The organism is Polaribacter sp. PL03, assembly GCF_033875165.1.
Classification (GTDB): domain Bacteria; phylum Bacteroidota; class Bacteroidia; order Flavobacteriales; family Flavobacteriaceae; genus Polaribacter.
In genome coordinates this window covers 444,216-468,648 of sequence record NZ_JAWZSV010000003.1, presented here as the reverse complement: position 1 = coordinate 468,648, position 24,433 = coordinate 444,216, and the positions used below count along the sequence as shown (strand labels likewise).

Genomic DNA, 24,433 nt, shown 5'->3' with positions numbered 1-24,433 from the left:
TTTAGCAAAAAACCGTTTCCTTTTTTAGGAAACGGTCTAAAAACTAAGTATTAATATGAGTTTTATTATTTAAATAATGAAAGTATTATTAAACAATAGTAAAGCAATTTATTTTATAAAAAACTAATCTCTTATAAGTGGCATTGTAGAACAACGAAGTAAACCTTCTTGTTTAGCAATTTCTGAATATGATACTTCTTCTACCGTAAACCCTTTATTTCTTAACCATGAATTTAAACGAGTGAAGCTTTTTTCTGATATAATAACGTCTTCAGAGATAGAAAAAATATTACTATTCATATTAAACATCTCTTCTTTATCTATTTCAAAAACATTTTCTTTTCCAAAGAAATCTAACAACCATTCATATTCTTTCTCTACTAGAAAACCATTTTTATGTAGTATTGCTTTATCTTTTCCTATTGGCTGAAAACAACAATCTAAATGTAAAGCATTTTCTTTAGGGTCTGTATTGTGCTTTCTTAATTCAAAAGATTTTACCGTTTTTTCCGGAAATAATTCTTGTAAAGCAATAACTGCATCTACATTTGTTCTTGCTGTAATATATTCTGAATAATCTTCACCAGAATATGTTCCAACAAAAAGATAATCATTCCAAGGCATAACATCTCCACCTTCTACATGACATTCTTCGGGTAGTTTTATAATGTTTTTAGGGTCAACCTTAGAGATAACATGATTTATTGCTTCTATTTCTTGATCTCTATCTGGTAAAATATTTGCTTTCACTAATTTATTATCAATTACAAAAGCAATATCTCTAGAAAAAATCTGATTATAGTTATTAATAACATTTGGCCTAAAAACTTCAACATTATATTTTTCTAAAATAACAGCAACAGCTTCCATTTCAACAACCATATCTTCTTCTCTTGGATAAGTTCCTGCAATAACGTGTTGTACACTTTTAGGATCATAACAGTCTTCTACTTTTGGTATAGGTCCATTACTATTTGCAATTCCTAAAACAACAGATCTTAATCTAGACGTTTCGTTTTTAATATTTAAGTTTATCATATAAATAGTGATAAAAAAAGCTTCATATAATTATGAAGCTTTTTATTAAAGTAAATGTAGTAATTTAAATTATCTTTTTTCGATAGTTTGAAAAGGTCTTAAATTTTCACCTGTATAGATTTGACGAGGTCTTCCTATTGGTTCCTTATTTAAACGCATTTCTTTCCACTGTGCAATCCAACCTGGTAAACGTCCTAAAGCAAACATTACTGTAAACATTTCAACAGGAATACCCATTGCTCTATAAATAATACCTGAATAGAAATCTACATTAGGATATAATTTTCTATCAACAAAGTAAGGGTCATTTAAAGCTTCTTGTTCTAAACCTCTTGCTATTTCTAAAATAGGATCTTCTACACCCAATTCTTTTAAAACTTCATCTGCTGCTGTTTTAATAATTGTTGCTCTTGGGTCAAAGTTTTTATAAACTCTATGTCCAAATCCCATTAATCTAAAAGGATCACTTTTATCCTTTGCCTTAGCCATATACTTCTTAGTGTCTCCACCATCTTCCTTAATAGCTTCTAGCATTTCTAATACTGCTTGGTTTGCACCACCATGTAATGGACCCCAAAGAGCAGAAATTCCTGCTGATAATGAAGCAAATAAACCTGCATGAGATGAACCTACAATTCTTACTGTAGAAGTAGAACAATTTTGTTCGTGATCTGCGTGTAAGATTAATAACTTATCTAGAGCATCTTTTATAATAGGATTAATTACATATTCTTCATTAGGTTGTTCAAACATCATTTTTAAGATATTTTCAACATATCCTAAAGATTTAGAACCATAATTTAATGGTAAACCTTGTTTTTTACGCATTGTCCAAGCTACTAAAACAGGGAATTTACCCATAATTTTAACAACTGAATTATACATATCTTCTTCAGATTCTACATTAACAGATGAAGGGTTAAATGCTGTAAGTGCACTTGTTAATGAAGACAATACACCCATTGGATGTGCTGTTTTAGGAAAAGCATCTAGAATTTTCTTAATATCATCATCTACAACAGAATTAGATTTTATATCTGAATGGAACTTTTCTAATTGTTCTTTATTTGGTAATTCTCCAAAAATTAATGCATAAGCAACTTCTAAAAAATCTGCTTTTTCTGCTAATTCTTCAATAGAATAACCTCTATATCTTAAAATTCCTTTTTCACCATCTAAAAATGTAATAGCACTTTCACAAGAACCTGTGTTTTTATACCCTGGATCTATTGTAATAACTCCTTTTGTAGCTCCACGCAAAGATTTTATGTCTATTGCAACTTCATTTTCTGTTCCTTTAATAAGAGGAAATTCATAAGAATCTTCTCCTATTTGTAATTTTGCTATATCTGCCATCTATAAAAGTTTATTTTAATGTTTTCTTAATCCCACGAAGATACCAATTTTTGGAGAATTCTGAAATGTCTTCGTATAGATTTTTAGCATTTATAAATAACATTAACTTATTGAATTTAAACAACAAAAAAAGCCTCACAATTTTACATGTGAGGCTTTTTTATTATAAAGAGATAAACTTAGATGTTAAATGCTTTTTCCTTAGGGAAATAAGCAACAGCACCTAATTCTTCTTCTATTCTTAAAAGTTGATTATATTTCGCCATTCTATCTGAACGAGATGCAGAACCTGTTTTAATTTGACCACAATTTAATGCTACTGCTAAATCTGCAATAGTATTGTCTTCTGTTTCACCAGATCTGTGAGACATAACAGATGTATAACCTGCATTTTTAGCCATATTAACGGCAGCAATAGTTTCTGTTAAAGTACCAATCTGATTTACTTTAATTAAAATTGAATTTGCAATACCATTTTCGATACCTCTAGATAAACGTTCTACGTTAGTCACAAATAAATCATCACCAACTAATTGAACTTTATCACCAATTTTTTCAGTTAAATACTTCCAACCATCCCAGTCATTTTCATCCATACCATCTTCGATAGAGATAATAGGGTATTTAGCTGCTAATTCTGCTAGATAATCTGCTTGTTCTTTACTAGAACGAATTTTACCAGTTTCTCCTTCGAATTTAGTATAATCATATTTTCCATTCACATAAAATTCTGCTGCAGCACAATCTAATGCAATCTTAATTTCATCACCAAAAGAATAACCAGCATTTTTTACTGCTAATTCTATTGTTTCTAAAGCATCTTCTGTTCCACCTGCCAAGTTTGGTGCAAAACCACCTTCATCACCTACTGCTGTAGATAAGTTTCTGTCATGTAAAACTTTCTTTAAATTATGAAAAATCTCAGATCCCATTTGCATAGCTTGTGAGAACGTCTCTGCTTTAACTGGCATTACCATAAACTCTTGAAATGCAATTGGTGCATCAGAATGAGAACCTCCATTAATAATATTCATCATTGGAAGGGGAAGTGTATTTGCAGAAACACCACCAACATATCTATATAAAGGCATTCCTAATTCATTTGCTGCTGCTTTAGCTGCTGCAAGAGAAACTCCTAAAATAGCATTTGCTCCTAGTTTAGATTTATTAGGCGTACCATCTAAATCAATCATTAATTGATCTATAGTATTCTGTTCAAAAACAGAAACTCCTAAAAGTTCTTGAGCTATAACTTTATTTACATTATCAACCGCTTTTAAAACACCTTTACCCATGTAAGCTTTACCACCATCACGTAATTCAACTGCTTCATGTTCTCCTGTAGATGCACCAGAAGGTACAGCTGCTCTACCTAAAACACCATTTTCGGTAGTAACATCTACTTCAACTGTTGGGTTTCCTCTTGAATCAAAAATCTGACGTGCGTGAACGCTAATAATAATGCTCATTATATATATGTTTTAATTAATTTACTATTTATACTGCTAATTTACAAAATTAGGTTCTTAATCATTTCACTTAAAATGCTTTCTTACGAAAACGTTTTCAATCAAAAAAGATAATATTAGTTTTTCGAATGGTTCTTAACCATTTCAATAAATTGATCAAATAAATATTCTGAATCATGTGGTCCAGGACTAGCCTCCGGATGATATTGAACAGAAAATACTGGTTTATTTTTTAATTTAATACCTGCAACTGTATGATCATTTAGATGAACATGAGTAATTTCTACATTATCATGCTTTTCGGTTTCTTCTTTATTAATTGCAAAACCATGGTTTTGGGAAGTAATTTCACCTTTACCAGTTAATAAATTTTTAACAGGATGATTAATACCTCTATGTCCATTATGCATTTTATAAGTTGAAATACCATTTGCTAAAGCTATTACTTGATGCCCTAAACAGATACCAAACAATGGTAAATCTCTTTTTATAATTTCTTTTGCAAGCTCTTGAGCTCCTGTTAAAGGTTCTGGATCTCCAGGTCCGTTAGAAATAAAATATCCATTAGGTTTAAATGATTCTAAGTCTGTAAATTTAGAATTGTAAGGGAATACTTTTACATACGCTCCTCTTTTTGCTAAATTCCTTAGAATATTTTTCTTAATACCAATGTCTAATGCTGCTATTTTTATTAATGAATTTTCATCACCAATAAAATAAGGTTCCTTAGTTGAAACAGAAGAAGCTAATTCTAAACCTTCCATAGAAGGAACATTCGATAATTGCTTTTTTAATTCTTCAATATTATCAATATCAGTAGAAATAATAGCATTCATAGAACCATTATTTCTTATGTAAGCGACTAATGCCCTTGTATCAACATCAGAGATTGCTACAATGTTATGTTTTTCAAACCAATCTTTCAAGTTACCATCAGAATCTACTCTAGAATGTGTAAAACTAAAATTTCTACAAATTAATCCAGAAATTTTAATTCCGTCAGATTCAACTTCATTATCATTAACTCCATAATTACCAATATGGGCATTTGCGGTAACCATAATTTGTCCAAAATATGATGGATCTGTAAAAATTTCCTGATAACCTGTCATACCAGTATTAAAGCAAATTTCTCCTGTTGAAGTTCCTTCAATACCTACAGATTTTCCATAAAAGATAGTTCCATCAGCTAATAAAACTAAGGCCTTTTTTCTAGTTTGATATTTCATTACTATATAATTGTGTTTGTTGATGTAAAAATATAAAAAAAGGGATAAACGTAAACGTTTATCCCTTTTATATGATTAAAAAATTTTCATTTTTTATTCTTCAGATTTTTCTTCTGTTGCAGTTCCTTCTACTTGAGCAGAATCAGCCTTTTTGCTTTTCCCTCTTCTTGTAGTTTTCTTTGCTTTTTTACCATTAGGATTATAGATTTCGTTGTAATCAACTAATTCTACCATTGCCATAGGAGCATTATCCCCTTGACGGTTTCCTAACTTTATAATACGTAGGTAACCTCCTGGTCTGTCAGCTATTTTTACAGAGATTTCTTTAAATAATTCTGTAACTGCAAACTTATCACGTAGGTGAGAAAATACTATACGTCTATTGTGAGTAGTATCACTTTTAGACTTTGTAATTAATGGTTCAGCAAAGACTCTTAATGCTTTTGCTTTAGCCACTGTAGTATTAATACGCTTGTGCTCTATTAAAGAACAAGTCATATTTGCTAACATCGCTTTTCTGTGCGAAGTTGTTCTTCCTAAATGATTGTGTTTTTTTCCGTGTCTCATGACGCTTGTTTTATTTTTTCATCTTGCATCGACTCATTATGAGGAGCAAAATATGAAAGATTAATCTCTATCTAATTTGTATTTACCTAAATCCATTCCAAAACTTAAACCTTTAACAATAACTAATTCTTCTAGTTCTGTTAACGACTTCTTACCAAAGTTTCTAAATTTCATCAAATCACTTTTATTAAAAGAAACTAAATCACCTAATGTATCTACTTCTGCAGCCTTTAAACAGTTTAAAGCTCTAACAGATAAATCCATGTCGATTAATCTAGTTTTTAATAATTGACGCATATGTAATGACTCTTCATCATATGTTTCAGTCTGTGCAATTTCATCAGCCTCTAAAGTGATACGCTCATCAGAGAATAACATAAAGTGGTGAATTAAAATTTTTGCAGCTTCAGTTAATGCATCTTTAGGATTAATAGATCCATCAGTATCGATATCGAAAACTAATTTTTCATAATCCGTTTTTTGTTCTACACGAAAATTTTCGATTGCATACTTTACATTCTTAATTGGCGTATAAATAGAATCTGTAAAGATTGTTCCTATTGGTGCAGAAGCTTTCTTATTTTCTTCAGCAGGTACAAATCCTCTACCCTTTTCTATTGTAATTTCTGCATTTAATTTTACAGATTTATCCATGTTACAGATTACTAGATCAGGATTCAACACTTGAAAACCTGAAATAAATTTCTGTAAGTCTCCTGCAGTAAACTGCTCTTGACCAGATAATGATATAGAAACAGTTTCTCTATCAGTCTCTTCAATTTGTTTCTTAAAACGAACTTGTTTTAAGTTTAAAATAATCTCTGTAACATCTTCTACAACTCCAGGAACAGTAGAAAATTCATGCTCAACACCATCTACTCTTAATGATGTAATTGCAAAACCTTCTAAAGAAGATAAAAGAACTCTTCTTAAAGCATTTCCTACAGTTAAACCAAAACCTGGTTCTAACGGTCTGAATTCAAATCTACCTGAAAAATCAGTAGATTCAATCATTATAACTTTATCTGGTTTTTGAAAATTTAAAATTGCCATTTTCTTCGTTTTAATTGTAATTCAGTTGCGCGGTTTATAAGTGTGAAGAAACACTTATAAACCCTTTGGCTGAATCTCAATATGATTAATTTATTACTTAGAATATAATTCTACGATTAATTGTTCTTTGATGTTTTCTGGAATCTGTAATCTAGCAGGTACTTTTACAAAAGTTCCTTCTTTCTTATCTGAATTCCAAGTTAACCATTCAAATACATTACTACTAGATGCTAATGCATCATCAATAGCTTGTAAAGATTTAGATTTTTCTCTAACGGCAACAACATCTCCTTCTTTTAATCTGAAAGATGGTACATTAACTAATTCTCCATTTACAGTAATATGTCTATGAGAAACTAATTGACGTGCTCCACTTCTAGATTTAGAAACTCCCATTCTGTAAACAACGTTATCTAAACGAGATTCACATAATTGTAATAAGATTTCACCAGTAATCCCTTGAGAAGATGATGCATCTTTAAATAAGTTTCTAAACTGACGCTCTAGTATACCATAAGTATATTTAGCTTTTTGCTTTTCCATTAATTGGGTAGCATATTCAGATTTTTTTCCTCTTCTTCTTGCATTTCCATGCTGTCCTGGAGGGTAATTTCTTTTTTCGAAGTTTTTATCTTCTCCAAAAATTGCTTCACCAAACTTACGAGCAATTTTAGTTTTTGGTCCTGTATATCTTGCCATTTCTTTAGTGTTATAGACGGGGATTATGAATTAAGGCTTTCTCCTTCGATAATCTTGTTCCCATCAAGTTAAAATATTTAATTATACTCTTCTTCTCTTTGGAGGGCGACATCCGTTATGAGGAATTGGTGTAACATCAATAATTTCTGTTACTTCAATACCTGCATTATGAATTGATCTAATAGCAGATTCTCTACCATTACCTGGTCCTTTTACATAAACTTTAACTTTACGTAAACCTGCCTCTTTTGCAACGTTTGCACAATCTTCTGCTGCTAATTGAGCTGCATATGGAGTATTCTTTTTAGAACCTCTAAAACCCATTTTACCTGCAGATGACCATGAAATAACGTCACCTTTTTTATTTGTCAAAGAAATAATGATATTATTAAAAGATGCAGTTACATGCGCTTCTCCTATAGCCTCGATTATTACTTTACGTTTTTTTGAACTTGCTTTTGCCATAATTATTCAGTTTTAGTAATTTAGTTTTCTAATTTTATAGTATTAAACCAATATTAGATCTTTATTACTTGTCTAACTTTATTTTTTCTTGTTAGCTACAGTTTTTCTCTTACCTTTTCTTGTACGAGAATTGTTCTTAGTTCTTTGTCCTCTTAAAGGAAGTCCTAGTCTATGACGGATTCCTCTTTGACAACCGATATCCATCAAACGTTTGATGTTTATCTGAACTTCTGAACGTAATTCTCCTTCAATAGTGAAAGATCCAACTTGTTCTCTAATTCCAGCGATTTGATCATCAGTCCAATCTTGAACTTTGATGCTTTCGTCTACTTTTGCTTCTGCTAAAACTATTTTAGCTCTGCTGCTTCCAATACCAAAGATGTAAGTTAAAGCAATAACCCCTCTTTTATTCTTTGGAATATCAATACCTGCTATTCTTGCCATTACCCTTGTCTTTGTTTAAATCTAGGATTTTGTTTATTAATTACGTATAATCTACCTTTTCTGCGAACTATTTTGCAGTCGGCACTTCTTTTTTTAACTGATGCTCTAACTTTCATCTGTTTTGTTTTTTTTTTAGTATCTGTAAGTAATTCTTGCCTTTGATAAATCGTATGGACTCATTTCTAATTTTACCTTGTCTCCAGGTAATAATTTAATATAATGCATTCGCATTTTACCAGAAATGTGTGCCGTAACAATATGTCCGTTTTCTAATTCTACACGAAACATAGCATTAGATAATGCCTCTGTGATAGTTCCGTCTTGTTGAATTGCTGATTGTTTAGCCATATTATTTAGTCGATTTTCTGTTGCTGTTCCCCGCTTTCATTAAACCATCATAATGATTGTTTAACAAATACGAATTAATTTGTTGCATAGTATCAATTGCCACACCTACCATAATAATTAATGATGTCCCTCCGTAAAACATTGCCCAACCTTGTTGTACTCCAAACTGACCAACAATAGCTGGTAATATAGACAATGCAGCTAAGAACAACGATCCTGGAAAAGTAATTCTAGATAAAACACTATCTAATCTGTCTGCTGTATCCTTACCAGGTCTTATTCCTGGTATGAAACCACCACTTCTTTTTAAATCTTCAGCCATTTTATTCGTAGGAATAGTAATTGCTGTATAAAAATAACTAAAAATGATAATTAACAAAGCAAAGATAACATTATACTGCCAACCATTAGGATCTGTTAAACCAACCAAAGCTGGAAACTTTTGACCTAAAGCTAAAGGTAAAAACATAATTGCTTGTGCAAAAATAATTGGCATAACACCTGCTGCATTTAATTTCAAAGGAATATAGTCTCTTGAACCTGCAACATTTTGAGTATTACCTGCAACTGTTCTTCTTGCATATTGTACAGCAATCTTACGAACAGCTGTTACTAAAAGAACGGTTAATAAAATAACTACAAACCAAACGATAATTTCAATTAAAACCATCATAATTCCACCTGCGCCAGCATTTGTTGTTTTTGAAAGAAATTCTTGCAAAAAAGCAGAAGGGAAATTAGCAATAATACCTACAGTAATTAATAATGAAATTCCATTACCAATCCCTTTGTCTGTAATACGCTCTCCTAACCACATAGCAAAAATTGTACCTGCAGTTAAGATTATGATAGACGAAATCCAAAAAGTAACACCTCCAACTAGGAAAGCTTCAGGAGGTAAATTAAATTGAGTTTTAATAGCAGTAATATAAGTTGGTGCTTGCACCAATGTTATAACTATTGTCAACCATCTTGTAATTTGTGTAATTTTTTTCCTACCACTTTCTCCATCTTTTTGTAGTTTCTGTAAATATGGAACCGCAATTCCCATTAACTGAACTACAATAGATGCAGAAATATATGGCATTATACCAAGAGCCATTACTGACGCCCTAGCAAATGCCCCACCTGTAAATGCATTCAATAATCCCAAAAGACCTCCAGAAGTACTATCTTTTAAAGCTGACAGCTGTAATGGATCTATTCCAGGTAATGGAACAGAAGCCATAAAGCGATAAACAGCAATTAAACCGATAGTAAGAAGAATTTTATTCTTTAATTCTTCAATTTTGAATATGTCTTTTAGCGTATTAATAAAATTCATCATTTACGTGTTCTTATAAAGTTACAACTTCACCTCCTGCTGCTTCAATAGCTGCTTTTGCTGATGCTGTATATTTATGTACAGTTATATTTAATTTAGCTTTTAATTCTCCATTTCCTAATATTTTAACTAGGTCATTTTTACCTGCTAATCTATTAGCAATAAGGATATCTAAACTTACTGTATCTGTTATTTTTCCACTATCTACTAAAGATTGTAATTTATCTAAGTTGATTCCCTGATATTCCTTACGGTTAATATTAGTGAAACCAAACTTAGGCACACGTCTTTGAAGAGGCATTTGTCCCCCTTCAAATCCAATCTTTTTAGAATAACCAGAACGAGATTTCTGTCCATTGTGACCTCTTGTAGCGGTACCACCTTTTCCAGAACCCTCACCTCTTGCAATTCTTTTTCCTTTTTTAATGGAACCTAATGCTGGTGTTAAATTGTGTAAACTCATTTTTTTATAAATCTTATTTAATTTCTTCGAAAGAAACTAAGTGTTTAATTGTATTTACCATACCTACTATAGAAGGAGTTGCCTCATGTTCTACAGTCTGGTTCATTTTACGTAAACCTAATGCCTCTAAAGTTCTCTTTTGACTCTGAAGACGCCCGATTTGACTTTTTACTTGTGTAACTTTGATTCTTGCCATCGTTCTTAGGTTTATCCGTTAAATACTTTTTCTAAAGAGACACCTCTTTGCTTCGCTATTGAAGTTGCACTACGCAATTGCAATAATGCATTAAAAGTAGCTTTTACTGCATTGTGAGGATTAGAAGATCCTTGAGATTTTGATAAAACATCATGTACCCCAACAGATTCTAATACCATACGAACAGCACCACCAGCAATAACCCCTGTACCAGGAGAAGCAGGTTTTATGAAGATTTTAGCTCCACCAAATTTACCTTTTTGCTCATGAGGTAAAGTACCATCAAGAATAGGTATTCTAACTAAATTTTTCTTTGCGTCTTCAATTGCTTTAGCAATTGCAGATGCAACATCTTTAGATTTACCTAATCCATGTCCAACAACACCATTACCATCACCTACAACAACAATTGCAGAGAAACCAAAAGCTCTACCACCTTTAGTAACTTTAGTAACACGTTGTACTCCAACTAATTTATCTACAAGTTCAAGCCCACTTGGCTTAACTCTTTCTACGTTTTTATAACCTTGCATAATTTCTTAAAATTTTAAACCAGCTTCTCTTGCAGCTTCTGCTAATACTTTAACTCTACCATGGTATAAATAACCATTTCTATCAAAAGCAATTTTTTCTAATCCTAATTTAGTTGCTTTTTCTGCGATTGATTTCCCAACTGCTGTAGCCGCTTCTATTTTAGTATCTGCTTTTATATCTTTATCTCGAGATGAAACTGAAGCTAATGTTACTCCGTTTACATCGTCAACTATTTGAGCGTAAATTTCTTTATTACTTCTATAAACCGATAATCTCGGTTTAGTAGCAGTACCAGAAATTATCTTTCTGATTCTACGCTTTATTCTAGCTCTTCTTTGTAGCTTTGATAATGCCATATTGCTCTATTATTATGCAGATTTACCTGCTTTTCTTCTTAATAATTCACCAACAAACTTAACTCCTTTACCTTTGTAAGGCTCAGGTGCTCTGAAAGAACGAATCTTTGCAGCTATTTGACCAACTAATTGTTTGTCAAATGAAGATAATTTAATGATCGGGTTTTTCCCTTTCTCAGATATTGTTTCAACTTTAACTTCTGGAGCTATTTCTAAAACAATATTATGAGAGAAACCTAAAGCTAAATCTAATTTTTGACCTTGATTTGATGCTCTATAACCTACACCAACCAATTCCAAATCCTTAGTCCAACCTTTACTAACACCTTCAATCATATTATTGATTAAAGCTCTCATTAAACCATGTTGTGCTTTATGGTCTTTACTTTCAGATGCTCTATCTAAAGTGATAACACCATCTTCAATTTTAATTGTAATACCGTCAGAAATTTTTTGAGTTAACTCACCTAATTTTCCTTTTACAGTTACAACATTGTCTTTAATGTTTACATCTACACCTTGTGAAATGCTAACGGGATTTTTTCCTATTCTACTCATTTCTTACAAATTAATAAACATAACATAAAACTTCTCCTCCAACATTCTCTTGACGTGCTTTTTTGTTTGTCATTACACCTCTAGATGTAGAAACAATAGCAATTCCAAGTCCGTTCAATACTCTTGGCATCTCAGTAGAGCCAACATATTTACGCAAACCAGGTGTACTGATACGTTGAATTTTTCTAATTACTGACTCTTTTGTTTCTCTGTCATATTTTAAAGCTATCTTAATTGTCCCTTGAACTTTATCGTCATTGAACTGGTAGCTTAAAATAAATCCTTGATCAAACAAAATCTTAGTCATTTCCTTCTTCAAGTTTGAAGCTGGAATTTCCACTACTCTGTGTCCTGCTGCGATTGCATTTCTTACTCTAGTAAGAAAATCCGCGATTGGATCTGTATACATATTTATTTATATTGCGATTACGGTTTTCAAAACATCTCTATTTATGCTACAGAAAAATCTGTGATGTTTGAACCTATAATCAGTTAAAATTCTTATACTCAAAAAAAATAGAGCGTGCAAAGATACACATTCTATTTTTATTAATAAGCTTTATTTTAGTTTTCTACCAAGATGCCTTTTTAACACCCGGTATTAAACCTTGATTTGCCATTTCACGAAACGTTACACGAGATAAACCAAATTGTCTCATATATCCTTTTGGACGACCTGTTAATTTACATCTATTATGCATTCTAACTGGTGAAGCATTCTTTGGTAATTTCTGCAATGCTTGATAATCTCCAGCTTCTTTCAAAGCTTTCCTTTTTTCAGCATATTTTGCAACTGTCTTTGCTCTCTTACGTTCGCGAGCTTTCATTGATTCTTTAGCCATTTCTTAATTTTTTTTGAATGGTAAACCTAATTCTCCTAATAATGATTTTGCTTCTTTATCAGTGTCAGCAGATGTTACAAATGTAATATCCATACCATTGATTTTTTTAACTTGATCAATATTTATCTCTGGGTAAATGATTTGTTCAGTAATACCTAAATTGTAATTACCTCTCCCATCAAAACCATTAGCTTTAATACCGTTAAAGTCTCTTACACGAGGTAAAGAAGCTGTAACTAGTCTATCTAAAAACTCATACATTTTATCACCTCTTAACGTAACTTTTACACCAATTGGCATACCTTTACGTAATTTGAATGATGCAACATCCTTCTTAGACATAGTAGATATAGCTTTTTGTCCAGTGATTTTAGTCAACTCTTCTAAAGCATAATCTATTAATTTCTTATCTGCTATTGCAGCACCAACACCTTTAGAAACAACAATCTTTTCTAATTTTGGCACTTGCATAACATTCTTATAACTGAATTCTTCAGTAAGAGCTTTTACAACTCTTTCTTTGTATTCTGATTTTAATCTTGGTACGTAACTCATGATTATTCTTATTTTTTAGTTTTTTTAGAGATTCTAGTTTTAGTATCTCCATCAACCTGATAACCTACTCTTACAGCTACACCTTCTTCAACTAACATAACGTTAGAAATGTGAAGAGAAGCTTCCTTCTTTACAATACCACCTTGAGGATTTTGTGCATTAGGTTTAGTGTGCTTAGAAACTAAGTTTACACCTTCAACTAATACTCTATCTTTATCCTTGATGATCTGTAATACTTTTCCTTCAGATCCTTTATGGTCTCCTGCAATTACTTTTACAGTATCTCCTGATTTAATTTTAAACTTCTTCATCTTATTATAATGTTAAAGCACTTCAGGTGCTAATGATACTATTTTCATGAATTGTTTCTCACGAAGCTCACGAGCAACAGGACCGAATACACGTGTTCCTCTCATCTCCTCTGTAGGATTTAAAAGAACACAAGCGTTATCATCAAATCTAATATAAGATCCGTCTTTACGTCTTACTTCTTTTTTAGTTCTTACAACAACTGCTCTAGATACTTGACCTTTCTTTACAGTTCCGTTTGGAGTCGCAGATTTAACAGCTACAACAATCTTGTCTCCAATACTTGCGTAACGTTTTCTTGTTCCTCCTAAAACTCTAATAACTAAAACCTCTTTGGCTCCAGTATTATCTGCTACTTTTAATCTTGATTCTGTCTGTAACATATTATTTAGCTCTTTCTAGGATTTCTACTAATCTCCAACGTTTAGATTTACTCATAGGTCTTGTTTCCATGATTCTAACAGTATCTCCTTCGTTGCAATCATTCTTTTCGTCGTGTGCAACGTACTTCTTAGTCTTTAATACGAACTTTCCGTACATTGGGTGCTTTACTCTTTTAGTTTCTGCAACAACAATAGATTTTTCCATTTTGTTACTAGAAACAACACCAATTCTCTCTTTTCTAAGATTTCTTTTTTCCATCTTTAAAACTGACTATAGAATTATTGTAATTCTCTTTTTGTTAATTCTGTTGCAATTCTTGCTACAGTTCTTCTTAAAATTCTCAATTGCAATGGATTCTCCAAAGGAGTTATTGCGTGAGCCATTTTAAGATCAGTATAATTCTTTTGCAACGCTCCAAGCTTCTCATTAAGATCTGCTATAGATAATTCTTTTACTTCTGATTGTTTCATTCTATTTCGAATTAAGCGTTAATATCAAAATCTCTTGCTACTACAAACTTCGTTCTTACTGGAAGTTTTTGAGCTGCTAAACGTAAAGCTTCTTTTGCTACATCCATTGGTACACCACCAATTTCAAACAAAATTCTACCTGGCTTAATAACTGCAACAAAATGATCTGGTGCACCCTTACCCTTACCCATACGTACTTCTAAAGGTTTTTTGGTAATAGGCTTGTCTGGAAATATCTTAATCCATAACTGACCTTCTCTTTTCATATGACGAGTTGCCGCGATACGAGCTGCTTCTATTTGACGTGAAGTTAATAAGTTCTGGTCAATAGATTTGATACCAAACATTCCATTAGAAAGTTGATTCCCTCTACCTGAAATACCAGTCATATTTCCTTTCGCCTTCTGTACCTTACGGTATTTTACTCTTTTTGGCTGTAACATTTTTAATTTCTAATTTTAAAAATTATTTTCTTCTACGAGGTTGCGGTCTTTTTCCTCTATCTCCACCACCTTTATTACCACCAGATTGTTTTTTAGACAAACCAACTAATGGTGATAATTCTCTTTTACCATATACCTCACCTTTCATAATCCATACTTTAATACCTAATCTTCCATAAGTAGTATGAGCTTCAACAAGTGAATAATCGATATCTGCTCTAAAAGTAGAAAGAGGTATTCTACCTTCTTTAAAATGTTCTGAACGAGCCATTTCTGCACCATTTAAACGACCTGAAATTTGAATTTTAATTCCTTCAGCGTTCATACGCATAGTAGCTTGAATAGCCATTTTGATAGCTCTCTTGTAAGAAATTCTATTTTCAATTTGACGAGCAACACTTGTTGCAACCAATCTAGAATCCAATTCTGGACGCTTGATTTCAAAAATATTAATTTGAACTTCTTTTCCTGTAATTTTTTTAAGCTCTTCTTTTAACTTGTCTACTTCCTGACCACCTTTCCCGATAATAATACCAGGTCTAGCAGTAGTGATAGTAACGGTTACAAGTTTTAAAGTACGCTCTATAATTACTCTAGAAACACTTGCTTTAGATAATCTAGCATGAATATACTCTCTAATCTTAAAATCTTCAGCAATTTTATCTCCGTAGTCATTTCCACCATACCAGTTAGACTCCCAACCTCTGATGATTCCTAAACGATTTCCTATTGGATTTGTTTTTTGTCCCATTTCTACTTAGCTTGATTACTTAAATTTTTAGCACCTAACTCTAAAGTAACGTGATTAGAACGCTTACGAATTCTATGAGCACGCCCTTGTGGAGCTGGTCTTAATCTTTTTAACATTCCTGCGCTATCTACACAAATAGTTTTCACATATAATCCAGCCTCTTCAATAGCTGCATCTTCATTCTTAGCTTGCCAGTTTGCAATTGCAGACAATAACAATTTTTCTAAGTTTATAGATGCCTCTTTTGGACTGAATTTTAAGATTTGTAAAGCTTTTTCAACTTCAACACCTCTTACTTGATCCGCTACTAAACGCATTTTCCTTGGTGACGTAGGACAGTTAGTAAGCTTAGCAAAAGCACGATGCTTTCTAGCTTCCTTTAACTGATCTGCCATATTTTTTTTACGAACTCCCATTGCCTACTATTTTTTACCTTTATTTTTTGCACCAGCGTGTCCTCTAAAAGAACGTGTTGGTGAAAATTCGCCTAATTTGTGCCCTACCATGTTTTCTGTAACGAATACTGGTACAAACTGACGTCCATTATGAACAGCAATTGTTTGACCAACGAAGTCTGGAGTAATCATACTTGCTCTAGACCAAGTTTTAATTACGGTTTTATTACCAGCTTCTACATTAGCTAACACTTTTTTCTCTAATTTATAGTGAACGTAAGGTCCTTTTTTTAATGATCTTGCCATAACTTATTATTTCTTTCTACGTTCTAAAATATACTTATTACTAGCTTTGGTTTTAGACCTTGTCTTAAATCCTTTTGCAGGAATACCATTTCTAGATCTTGGATGACCTCCAGAAGCACGTCCTTCACCACCACCCATTGGGTGATCTACAGGATTCATTCTAACTGGGTTAGTTCTTGGTCTTCTACCTAACCATCTAGATCTACCAGCTTTACCAGAAACTAGTAATTGGTGATCTGAATTAGATACAACTCCAATTGTAGCCATACAAGTTAATAAAATCAATCTAGTTTCACCAGAAGGTAATTTTACCGTTGCATATTTACCATCTCTTGCCATTAACTGTGCAAAAGAACCAGCTGAACGAGCCATAACAGCACCTTGACCTGGACGTAACTCTATACAAGAAATAGTAGTTCCTAATGGAATTTCACTTAAATATAATGCATTTCCGATTTCTGGAGACACTTCTTTACCTGAAACTATTACTTGACCTACTTTTAAACCGTTTTGTGCTATCACATAACGCTTTTCACCATCAGCATAACTTAATAGAGCAATAAATGCAGTACGATTTGGATCGTATTCTATAGTTTTTACTGTTGCAGGAATACCTTGTTTATCTCTTTTAAAATCGATAATACGATATTTTTGTTTATGACCACCACCTATATTACGTGTTGTCATTCTACCCTGATTGTTTCGACCTCCAGATCGTTTTTTCGGAGCAAGTAAACTTTTCTCCGGCTTATCAGTTGTTATGGTGTCGAACCCATTTACAACTCTAAAACGCTGACCTGGTGTTATTGGCTTTAATTTTCTAACTGACATGTTTGTCTTTTCTTAAAGATTGTTATAAAAATCAATACTTTCTCCTTCTGCTATCTGTACGATTGCTTTCTTATACCCACTCTTAATACCAGTAACTAAACCTTTCTTAGTAAACTTAGTATTTCTTTGTATTGGATAATTTAAAGTTTTCACACTTAAAATAGAAACTCCGTAAGTTGCTTCAACAGCTCCTTTAATTTCTAATTTATTAGCTTTTCTATCTACTACAAATGTATAACGATTAAATAATTCACTATCGTTTGTAGCTTTTTCCGTAATAATAGGTTTTATTAAAATACTCATTTTGACTCCCTATTTGCTTAAATTTGTGTTTATACCTTCTAAAGAGCTTTCAGTCATTATAATCTTATTAGCATTTAACACACCATAAGTATTTAATTCAGAAGCTTTAATAACTTTAGATTTCTTCAAGTTACGTGATGACAAATACACATTTGCATTTTCATTACCTAACACAAACAAAGATTTTTTAGTTTCTAACTGAAACGCTTTTAAAACGTTTAAGAAATTTTTAGTTTTTGGAGTTTCGAAATCGAAATCTTCAACAACAACTAAGTTTTTATCATTTGCTTGAATACTTAAAGCTGATTTACGAGCTAAACGCTTTAAGTTCTTATTCAATTTAAAAGAATAATCTCTAGGTCTTGGTCCGAACATACGTCCTCCACCTCTAAAAACACCAGACTTGATAGAACCTGCTCTTGCAGTACCAGTTCCTTTTTGTTTTTTTATTTTTCTAGTAGAACCTGTAATTTCAGCTCTTTCTTTAGACTTATGCGTTCCTTGACGTTGATTTGCCAAATATTGCTTAACATCTAAATAAATAGCGTGATCATTAGGCTCTATACCGAATACATCTTTAGAAAGCTCAACCTTTCTTCCTGTATCTTTTCCTGTAATATCTAAAACTGCTATTTCCATTATTTCTGAATAGTTACATAAGCATTTTTGTGTCCAGGAACTGCTCCCTTAACAACAAGTAGATTCTTCTCAGCAACTACTTTTAATACTCTTAAGTTTTGTACTTTCACTTTATCTCCACCCATTCTACCTGCCATACGCATTCCTTTGAACACTCTTGCAGGATAAGATGCAGCACCAATTGAACCTGGAGCTCTTAAACGGTTATGTTGACCGTGCGTTGCTTGACCAACACCAGCAAATCCATGACGTTTTACAACACCCTGAAAACCTTTACCTTTAGAAACACCAGACACATCTACAAATTCACCTTCTTCAAAGTGCTCTACAGATATAGAATCTCCTAATTTATACTCTCCTTCAAACCCTTGAAATTCAACGACTTTTTTCTTAGCAGTAGAGCCAGCCTTTTTAAAGTGACCATCTAACGCTTTGTTAGAACTCTTTGCTTTTTTGTCATCGAAACCAAGCTGTAACGCATTGTAGCCGTCAACCTCTTCGGTTCTGACTTGGGTAACAACGCAAGGACCCGCTTCGATTACTGTACAAGGAATATTCTTCCCGTTTTCATCAAATAAGCTGGTCATCCCAATCTTTCTTCCTATTAACCCAGACATTTAGTTAAAATTTTAGACGATAGATTATTATCCAGCGCGTCTATATTAATAATTATTTGTTTGAAACTATCGTTTCACTTAATTCCCTTGAGTTTCTTCCAAAAAAAACAGCGCAAAACAAATTCAACGCTGATTTTGTTTTTACCGTTTTTCCTTCGCGAAACGCTTAGGACATGTCACTTATTTTAGTTTTAACACTAAAACAAGCATCACCCGACACTAATTCGGGTTGCAAAAGTATAAAAAACTTTCGGTTTAACAAAATTAAACCGAAAGTTAATATTTTACTTAAACTTTAATCTCAACTTCAACACCACTTGGTAACTCAAGTTTCATTAAAGCATCAATAGTTTTCGAAGAAGAACTATAAATGTCTAACAATCTTTTGTAAGCAGATAATTGAAATTGCTCTCTAGATTTTTTGTTTACGTGTGGAGAACGTAATACTGTAAAAATCTTTTTATGTGTTGGTAAAGGTATTGGTCCGTTTACAACAGCACCAGTACTTTTAACAGTCTTTACAATTTTTTCAGCAGATTTATCTACTAAATTGTAATCGTAAGACTTTAATTTAATTCTAATTTTTTGACTCATCTTGTAATTATTAAAGTAGATTATCCTTTAGATTTTGCTATTACTTCTTCAGATATATTTGAAGGAGTTTCTGCATAATGTGAAAATTCCATAGTAGAAGTTGCTCTACCAGAAGACATAGTTCTTAAAGCAGTAACATAACCAAACATTTCTGATAATGGTACAATTGCTTTTACAACTTTAGATCCAGCACGATCACTCATGTCGTTTACTTGACCTCTTCTTCTATTTAAATCTCCAACGATATCACCCATATTAGCTTCTGGAGTTAACACTTCTACCTTCATTAAAGGTTCCATGATTTTTGCTTTTGCAGATTTTGCAGAAGCTTTATACCCCATTCTTGCAGCTAATTCAAAAGATAATGCATCTGAATCCACTGCGTGGAAAGAACCATCTCTTAAAGTAACTTTCATTGAATCCATTTCATATCCTGCTAATGGTCCATTCTTCATAGCTTCTCTGAAACCTTTCTCTACAGAAGGAACAAATTCTCTAGGAACATTACCACCTTTAATAACAGAATCGAATTGTAACCCTTGAACACCTTCATCGGCAGGTCCTATTGTAAAAGCTATATCAGCAAATTTACCACGACCACCAGATTGTTTCTTATAAACTTCTCTATGATCTGTTGTAGCTGTAATTGCTTCTTTATACTCTACTTGTGGTTGTCCTTGATTAACTTCAACCTTAAACTCGCGTCTTAAACGATCTACAAGTACATCTAAATGCAACTCACCCATTCCAGAAATAATAGTCTGACCCGAAGCTTCATCTGAACGTACTGTAAAAGTAGGGTCTTCTTCTGCTAATTTAGCAAGTCCAATACCTAGTTTATCTACATCTGCTTTTGTTTTAGGCTCAACTGCAATACCAATTACTGGGTCTGGAAAATCCATAGACTCTAATACAAGAGGGAATTTTTCAGCAGTTAAAGTATCTCCTGTTTTAATAGATTTAAAACCTACAGCAGCTCCAATATCTCCAGCTTCAATATAATCAATTGCGTTTTGCTTGTTAGCATGCATTTGATAGATACGTGAGATACGCTCTTTTTTACCTGAACGGTTATTTAAAACATAAGAACCTGCATCTAAACGACCAGAATATGCTCTAAAAAATGCTAAACGACCAACAAAAGGATCTGTAGCAATTTTAAATGCTAAAGCAGCAAAAGGTTCATCTACACTAGGCTTACGTAATTCTTCTTCTTCTGTATCTGGATTTACACCAACAATACCTTCCTTATCCATTGGAGAAGGCAAATAACGACAAACAGCATCTAAAAGAAACTGAACACCTTTATTCTTAAAAGCAGAACCACAAATCATAGGAATTATTGCCATATCCATTACAGCAGCTCTAAGTGCAGCATGCACCTCTTCTTCTGTAATAGAATTTTCATCTTCCATGAATTTCTCTAATAAGCTTTCATCATAACTAGCTACTTCTTCAATAAGATTAGCACGTAATACTCTAGCTTCTTCTTTTAATTCTTCAGGAATATCTACAACATCAAATGTTGCACCCATTCCTTCTTCATGCCATATAATAGCTCTATTTTTAACTAGATCTACAATACCTTTAAAGTTCTCCTCATCACCAATGTTTAAAACAATTGGTACTGCATTAGAACCCAACATTTCTTTAACTTGCTTACAAACCATCATAAAATCAGATCCTTGACGGTCCATTTTATTAACAAAACCAATTCTTGGCACTTTGTAATTATCTGCAAGTCTCCAGTTTGTTTCAGATTGAGGCTCTACACCATCAACAGCTGAAAACAAAAACACTAAACCATCCAAAACACGTAAAGATCTGTTTACTTCTACAGTAAAATCTACGTGACCAGGAGTATCAATAATGTTAAAATGATAATCTTTTGTATCTGGAAGAGTCTTAGCGTTTTCCATTGGAAATTGCCAAGTACAAGTTGTTGCAGCTGAAGTAATTGTAATACCTCTCTCCTGCTCTTGCTCCATCCAGTCCATTGTAGCTGCACCATCATGTACTTCTCCAATCTTGTGAGAAACACCTGTATAATACAATACACGCTCTGTCGTTGTGGTTTTACCAGCATCAATATGTGCGGCAATACCAATATTCCTTGTGAATCTTAAATCTCTAGCCATTTCTATTAAAATCTAAAGTGAGAGAATGCTTTGTTAGCCTCTGCCATTTTGTGAGTATCTGTACGCTTTTTAACAGCAGCACCTTCTTCTTTAGCCGCAGCTAAAATTTCAGCAGCTAAACGCTGTGCCATTGTTTTCTCGTTTCTTTTACGAGTGTACAAAATCATCCATTTAATAGCCATAGAAACCTTACGGTCTGGTCTAATTTGCATTGGGATTTGAAATGTTGCTCCTCCAACACGACGAGATCTTACCTCTACGTGTGGCATTACATTTGACAAACCATCTTTCCAAATTTCTAAAGCTGATTTTTCTTCTTCACCTTTTCTTTCCTCTACAATGTCTAACGCATCATAAAATACTTTAAAAGCTACTGACTTTTTACCGTCCCACATTAAGTTATTCACAAAACGTGTTACTAACTGATCGTTAAATTTCGGATCTGGTAATAAGACTCTTTTTTTCGCTGCTCTTTTTCTCATGTCTTTACATTAAAAAAGTTACTAATTTACTTTTTTGGGCGTTTTGCTCCGTACTTAGATCTACGTTGGGTTCTACCCTCTACTCCCGCAGTATCTAATGCACCACGTACTACGTGATATTTAACTCCTGGCAAATCTTTTACCCTTCCACCTCTAACTAATACTATCGAGTGCTCCTGTAAGTTATGTCCTTCACCTGGAATGTATGCGTTTATCTCATTACCATTTGTCAATCTAACTCTTGCAACTTTACGCATTGCTGAATTAGGTTTCTTTGGTGTTGTAGTATAAACACGTGTACAAACTCCACGTCTTTGAGGACAAGACGACAAAGCAGCCGATTTACTCTTCTTAGTTATTTTGGTTCTTCCTTTACGAACTAATTGTTGAATAGTAGGCATACTAAATAATTACTGTTTTTCGTTTATAATTAAACTTTGCTCTTTTCTAAGAGTCCGCAAATGTACAATTATTTTCTAAATATTCAAATATCAGCAAGTTATTTTTTAAAAAAGGATTCCAATTCATGAAAATTAAAGCATTTTCTTATACATTTGAACTTCAAAATAGATATAATTTTGAATAAAAAAAATAGATACTTTATAACCTTTGCATTAATTCTAGCATTTATTACTAGAACAAATTCACAAGATTTAACTTTAAAAATATTTTCAAAAAATAAAATCGAAAACTCGTTCTTATCTAAAATAAAAATTGAATCGAATTACAAAAATTCTAAATCTATAAATGATGAATTAAAAAAAGTTCAGAAAAGAATTCAAATAAATGGTTATTTTTTAAGTTCATTAGATAGCATTAAAATAAATGAAACAAAATATTCTGCTTATTTTACTTTAAATCAAAAAATAGATTCTGTAGTTTTAAAACATATTGATCTAACAGAAATACTTTTACAAAAACTAAAACTTAAAAAAAACAACTTTAAAGTATCAATTAATAATTTAGAAAAAACGTTAAATAAGATATCTAAAGCAAAAGAAAATTCAGGAAATTCATTTTCTAAAATAAAATTAAAAAACTTTAAAGTAATAGGTAAAGTTCTCTTTACAGAAATTGACATTGAAGATTCAGATAAAAGAAAAATTAATAAATTAATCTTTAATGGATATAACAATTTCCCGAACAACTTTATAAAAAACTATTTTAATATAAACAACACAACTATTTTTAATAGACAAAAATTAAATACTATTTCTAAATTGTCTCAAAATTTAAATTTTGCTTCAGAAAAAAAACCTCCAGAAATTTTATTTACAAAAGATTCCACTTTTGCTTACATCTATTTAAAAAAAAGAAAAGGGAATTCATTTGACGGGTTAGTAAACTTCTCTTCAAAAGAAAACGGAAAAATAAAATTTAATGGATATTTAGATTTAAAATTAATTAACACACTAAACAAGGGTGAAAGTTTAAATTTAGTATGGAATAGTTTTGGACAGGAAAGACAAGAATTTTCAATTGCTACAAAAACACCTTATATATTTAACACAAAAGTATCTCCGGAATTAAAATTCTCAATCTACAAACAAGACTCAACTTTTTTAAACACAAATTTTAATTTAAAATTAAAATATCAAATAAAAAATAACTCAAACTTATTTCTCTCATATTATTCAGAAAGCTCTGAAAAGATAGCAACTGTAAATTTTAATAACATAGAAACATTTGAAAGTTCGTTTATAGGATTTGGGTATCAAAATAAAATAAAAAAAGGTGATGCTTTTAAAAATGATAAATTTTACCTAGATATTAATCCTTCAATTGGAAAGAGGAATAGTAATAATAATTCTTTTAAACAAATTAAAATAGAATCTACAATTTCTTACATTTTAGATCTAAATAAAAGAAATAGTCTTTTTTTAAGAAATAAAACAGGTTTACTAAATTCAGAAAACTATATAGAAAATGAATTATATAGAATTGGAGGCAATAATTCGATTAGAGGTTTTAGTGAACAAAGTATTTTTGTAAAAAACTATGTTTTACAAAATATAGAGTATCGATACTTAACAACTAAAAATTCATTCCTTTATTCGATTACAGATTTAGCATTAATATCGACAGCTAATAAAAAAGAGAAACTTTTAAGTATTGGATTAGGATATTTATTTAACACAAATAATTCTCAGATTAACATTTCGGTTACCAACGGCTTTAGTAATAACACAGAAATAAACATCAACAACACACAACTTTTCATAAATTGGATTAACTTTTTCTAAGCACACACTAACCTTTATTAAAAACTTTAACA

37 protein-coding genes are annotated in these 24,433 nt (G+C 32.0%); 1 reads left to right on the top strand and 36 read right to left on the bottom strand.

Annotated features, from left to right (window positions below; translation table 11 throughout):
• Positions 1-123: 123 nt before the first annotated feature.
• The 36 genes from SHK09_RS08100 to rpsL all read right to left on the bottom strand — a co-directional run bounded on the left by SHK09_RS08100 (position 124) and on the right by rpsL (position 22,559).
• Complete coding sequence (locus SHK09_RS08100) at positions 124-1,038, bottom strand: dimethylarginine dimethylaminohydrolase family protein (RefSeq protein ID WP_319810259.1); 915 nt, start codon at positions 1,036-1,038, stop codon at positions 124-126.
• Positions 1,039-1,107: 69 nt separating this feature from the next.
• The gene (locus SHK09_RS08095) at positions 1,108-2,394 is read right to left on the bottom strand and encodes a citrate synthase (RefSeq protein WP_319810258.1); all 1,287 of its coding nucleotides are present in this window, start codon (positions 2,392-2,394) and stop codon (positions 1,108-1,110) included.
• A gap of 179 nt (positions 2,395-2,573) precedes the next feature.
• Positions 2,574-3,863, bottom strand: coding sequence for a phosphopyruvate hydratase (gene eno / locus SHK09_RS08090; RefSeq protein WP_319810257.1), 1,290 nt, complete (start codon positions 3,861-3,863; stop codon positions 2,574-2,576).
• A 116-nt stretch (positions 3,864-3,979) separates the two neighbouring features.
• Complete coding sequence (gene carA, locus SHK09_RS08085; protein ID WP_319810256.1) at positions 3,980-5,092, bottom strand: glutamine-hydrolyzing carbamoyl-phosphate synthase small subunit; 1,113 nt, start codon at positions 5,090-5,092, stop codon at positions 3,980-3,982.
• Between the two features lie 93 nt (positions 5,093-5,185).
• Positions 5,186-5,659 carry a 50S ribosomal protein L17 gene (rplQ, locus tag SHK09_RS08080; protein WP_319810255.1) on the bottom strand — a complete coding sequence of 158 codons (474 nt, stop codon included), beginning with the start codon at positions 5,657-5,659 and terminating at the stop codon, positions 5,186-5,188.
• 60 nt (positions 5,660-5,719) lie between these two features.
• A complete protein-coding gene (locus SHK09_RS08075; protein WP_319810254.1) occupies positions 5,720-6,712 on the bottom strand; it encodes a DNA-directed RNA polymerase subunit alpha in 993 nt (330 codons plus the stop codon).
• Positions 6,713-6,805: 93 nt separating this feature from the next.
• Complete coding sequence (gene rpsD, locus SHK09_RS08070) at positions 6,806-7,411, bottom strand: 30S ribosomal protein S4 (protein WP_319810253.1); 606 nt, start codon at positions 7,409-7,411, stop codon at positions 6,806-6,808.
• An 81-nt stretch (positions 7,412-7,492) separates the two neighbouring features.
• Positions 7,493-7,876 (bottom strand): 30S ribosomal protein S11, encoded by a 384-nt coding sequence (gene rpsK, locus SHK09_RS08065; protein WP_077809818.1) that lies wholly within the window; start codon positions 7,874-7,876, stop codon positions 7,493-7,495.
• 78 nt (positions 7,877-7,954) lie between these two features.
• Positions 7,955-8,320 carry a 30S ribosomal protein S13 gene (gene rpsM / locus SHK09_RS08060; protein ID WP_319810252.1) on the bottom strand — a complete coding sequence of 122 codons (366 nt, stop codon included), beginning with the start codon at positions 8,318-8,320 and terminating at the stop codon, positions 7,955-7,957.
• Positions 8,320-8,436, bottom strand: a complete 117-nt coding sequence (gene ykgO / locus SHK09_RS08055; RefSeq protein WP_004568720.1) for a type B 50S ribosomal protein L36 — start codon at positions 8,434-8,436, stop codon at positions 8,320-8,322. The genes rpsM and ykgO overlap by 1 nt, the downstream gene beginning before the upstream one ends.
• 16 nt (positions 8,437-8,452) lie before the next feature.
• Complete coding sequence (gene infA, locus SHK09_RS08050) at positions 8,453-8,668, bottom strand: translation initiation factor IF-1 (RefSeq protein WP_004568721.1); 216 nt, start codon at positions 8,666-8,668, stop codon at positions 8,453-8,455.
• 1 nt (position 8,669) lies between these two features.
• Positions 8,670-9,992, bottom strand: a complete 1,323-nt coding sequence (secY, locus tag SHK09_RS08045) for a preprotein translocase subunit SecY (protein ID WP_319810421.1) — start codon at positions 9,990-9,992, stop codon at positions 8,670-8,672.
• Between the two features lie 13 nt (positions 9,993-10,005).
• The gene (rplO, locus tag SHK09_RS08040; protein ID WP_319810251.1) at positions 10,006-10,455 is read right to left on the bottom strand and encodes a 50S ribosomal protein L15; all 450 of its coding nucleotides are present in this window, start codon (positions 10,453-10,455) and stop codon (positions 10,006-10,008) included.
• A 13-nt stretch (positions 10,456-10,468) separates the two neighbouring features.
• On the bottom strand, positions 10,469-10,651 hold the full coding sequence (rpmD, locus tag SHK09_RS08035) for a 50S ribosomal protein L30 (RefSeq protein ID WP_319810250.1): 183 nt from the start codon (positions 10,649-10,651) through the stop codon (positions 10,469-10,471).
• 11 nt (positions 10,652-10,662) lie between these two features.
• Positions 10,663-11,187 carry a 30S ribosomal protein S5 gene (gene rpsE, locus SHK09_RS08030; RefSeq protein ID WP_319810420.1) on the bottom strand — a complete coding sequence of 175 codons (525 nt, stop codon included), beginning with the start codon at positions 11,185-11,187 and terminating at the stop codon, positions 10,663-10,665.
• Positions 11,188-11,190: 3 nt separating this feature from the next.
• Positions 11,191-11,541 (bottom strand): 50S ribosomal protein L18, encoded by a 351-nt coding sequence (gene rplR / locus SHK09_RS08025; protein WP_319810249.1) that lies wholly within the window; start codon positions 11,539-11,541, stop codon positions 11,191-11,193.
• Between the two features lie 12 nt (positions 11,542-11,553).
• Complete coding sequence (gene rplF, locus SHK09_RS08020; RefSeq protein ID WP_319810248.1) at positions 11,554-12,099, bottom strand: 50S ribosomal protein L6; 546 nt, start codon at positions 12,097-12,099, stop codon at positions 11,554-11,556.
• 10 nt (positions 12,100-12,109) lie between these two features.
• Positions 12,110-12,508: a 30S ribosomal protein S8 gene (rpsH, locus tag SHK09_RS08015; protein ID WP_319810247.1), complete on the bottom strand. Its 399-nt coding sequence runs from the start codon at positions 12,506-12,508 to the stop codon at positions 12,110-12,112.
• Between the two features lie 163 nt (positions 12,509-12,671).
• On the bottom strand, positions 12,672-12,941 hold the full coding sequence (gene rpsN, locus SHK09_RS08010) for a 30S ribosomal protein S14 (protein ID WP_319810246.1): 270 nt from the start codon (positions 12,939-12,941) through the stop codon (positions 12,672-12,674).
• A 3-nt stretch (positions 12,942-12,944) separates the two neighbouring features.
• The gene (gene rplE / locus SHK09_RS08005; protein ID WP_299670759.1) at positions 12,945-13,496 is read right to left on the bottom strand and encodes a 50S ribosomal protein L5; all 552 of its coding nucleotides are present in this window, start codon (positions 13,494-13,496) and stop codon (positions 12,945-12,947) included.
• Between the two features lie 8 nt (positions 13,497-13,504).
• Complete coding sequence (gene rplX / locus SHK09_RS08000) at positions 13,505-13,807, bottom strand: 50S ribosomal protein L24 (RefSeq protein WP_319810245.1); 303 nt, start codon at positions 13,805-13,807, stop codon at positions 13,505-13,507.
• A 12-nt stretch (positions 13,808-13,819) separates the two neighbouring features.
• On the bottom strand, positions 13,820-14,188 hold the full coding sequence (gene rplN / locus SHK09_RS07995; RefSeq protein WP_068451523.1) for a 50S ribosomal protein L14: 369 nt from the start codon (positions 14,186-14,188) through the stop codon (positions 13,820-13,822).
• Position 14,189: 1 nt separating this feature from the next.
• Positions 14,190-14,447 (bottom strand): 30S ribosomal protein S17, encoded by a 258-nt coding sequence (rpsQ, locus tag SHK09_RS07990; RefSeq protein ID WP_018943599.1) that lies wholly within the window; start codon positions 14,445-14,447, stop codon positions 14,190-14,192.
• 20 nt (positions 14,448-14,467) lie between these two features.
• Positions 14,468-14,659, bottom strand: a complete 192-nt coding sequence (gene rpmC, locus SHK09_RS07985) for a 50S ribosomal protein L29 (protein WP_319810244.1) — start codon at positions 14,657-14,659, stop codon at positions 14,468-14,470.
• Positions 14,660-14,670: 11 nt separating this feature from the next.
• On the bottom strand, positions 14,671-15,102 hold the full coding sequence (gene rplP, locus SHK09_RS07980) for a 50S ribosomal protein L16 (protein ID WP_100947455.1): 432 nt from the start codon (positions 15,100-15,102) through the stop codon (positions 14,671-14,673).
• A 22-nt stretch (positions 15,103-15,124) separates the two neighbouring features.
• On the bottom strand, positions 15,125-15,853 hold the full coding sequence (gene rpsC, locus SHK09_RS07975) for a 30S ribosomal protein S3 (protein WP_147116873.1): 729 nt from the start codon (positions 15,851-15,853) through the stop codon (positions 15,125-15,127).
• A 2-nt stretch (positions 15,854-15,855) separates the two neighbouring features.
• Positions 15,856-16,269 carry a 50S ribosomal protein L22 gene (gene rplV, locus SHK09_RS07970; RefSeq protein WP_319810243.1) on the bottom strand — a complete coding sequence of 138 codons (414 nt, stop codon included), beginning with the start codon at positions 16,267-16,269 and terminating at the stop codon, positions 15,856-15,858.
• Between the two features lie 6 nt (positions 16,270-16,275).
• A complete protein-coding gene (gene rpsS / locus SHK09_RS07965) occupies positions 16,276-16,554 on the bottom strand; it encodes a 30S ribosomal protein S19 (RefSeq protein ID WP_088323519.1) in 279 nt (92 codons plus the stop codon).
• Positions 16,555-16,560: 6 nt separating this feature from the next.
• On the bottom strand, positions 16,561-17,385 hold the full coding sequence (gene rplB / locus SHK09_RS07960) for a 50S ribosomal protein L2 (RefSeq protein WP_319810242.1): 825 nt from the start codon (positions 17,383-17,385) through the stop codon (positions 16,561-16,563).
• A 12-nt stretch (positions 17,386-17,397) separates the two neighbouring features.
• Entirely contained in the window at positions 17,398-17,688 is a 291-nt protein-coding gene (gene rplW, locus SHK09_RS07955; RefSeq protein WP_319810241.1) for a 50S ribosomal protein L23, read from the bottom strand.
• 9 nt (positions 17,689-17,697) lie between these two features.
• Positions 17,698-18,327: a 50S ribosomal protein L4 gene (rplD, locus tag SHK09_RS07950; protein WP_319810240.1), complete on the bottom strand. Its 630-nt coding sequence runs from the start codon at positions 18,325-18,327 to the stop codon at positions 17,698-17,700.
• A complete protein-coding gene (gene rplC / locus SHK09_RS07945) occupies positions 18,327-18,944 on the bottom strand; it encodes a 50S ribosomal protein L3 (protein ID WP_319810239.1) in 618 nt (205 codons plus the stop codon). Before rplC ends, rplD begins: the two co-directional genes overlap by 1 nt.
• A 288-nt stretch (positions 18,945-19,232) precedes the next feature.
• Positions 19,233-19,538, bottom strand: coding sequence for a 30S ribosomal protein S10 (gene rpsJ, locus SHK09_RS07940; protein WP_075342599.1), 306 nt, complete (start codon positions 19,536-19,538; stop codon positions 19,233-19,235).
• Positions 19,539-19,558: 20 nt separating this feature from the next.
• A complete protein-coding gene (gene fusA / locus SHK09_RS07935) occupies positions 19,559-21,676 on the bottom strand; it encodes an elongation factor G (RefSeq protein WP_319810238.1) in 2,118 nt (705 codons plus the stop codon).
• A gap of 5 nt (positions 21,677-21,681) precedes the next feature.
• Positions 21,682-22,158 carry a 30S ribosomal protein S7 gene (rpsG, locus tag SHK09_RS07930; protein WP_319810237.1) on the bottom strand — a complete coding sequence of 159 codons (477 nt, stop codon included), beginning with the start codon at positions 22,156-22,158 and terminating at the stop codon, positions 21,682-21,684.
• A 26-nt stretch (positions 22,159-22,184) separates the two neighbouring features.
• Complete coding sequence (gene rpsL / locus SHK09_RS07925; RefSeq protein ID WP_018943587.1) at positions 22,185-22,559, bottom strand: 30S ribosomal protein S12; 375 nt, start codon at positions 22,557-22,559, stop codon at positions 22,185-22,187.
• A gap of 177 nt (positions 22,560-22,736) precedes the next feature.
• On the opposite strand from rpsL, the gene SHK09_RS07920 reads away from it, so the two are divergent.
• Positions 22,737-24,401 carry a hypothetical protein gene (locus tag SHK09_RS07920; RefSeq protein WP_319810236.1) on the top strand — a complete coding sequence of 555 codons (1,665 nt, stop codon included), beginning with the start codon at positions 22,737-22,739 and terminating at the stop codon, positions 24,399-24,401.
• Positions 24,402-24,433: the final 32 nt, after the last annotated feature.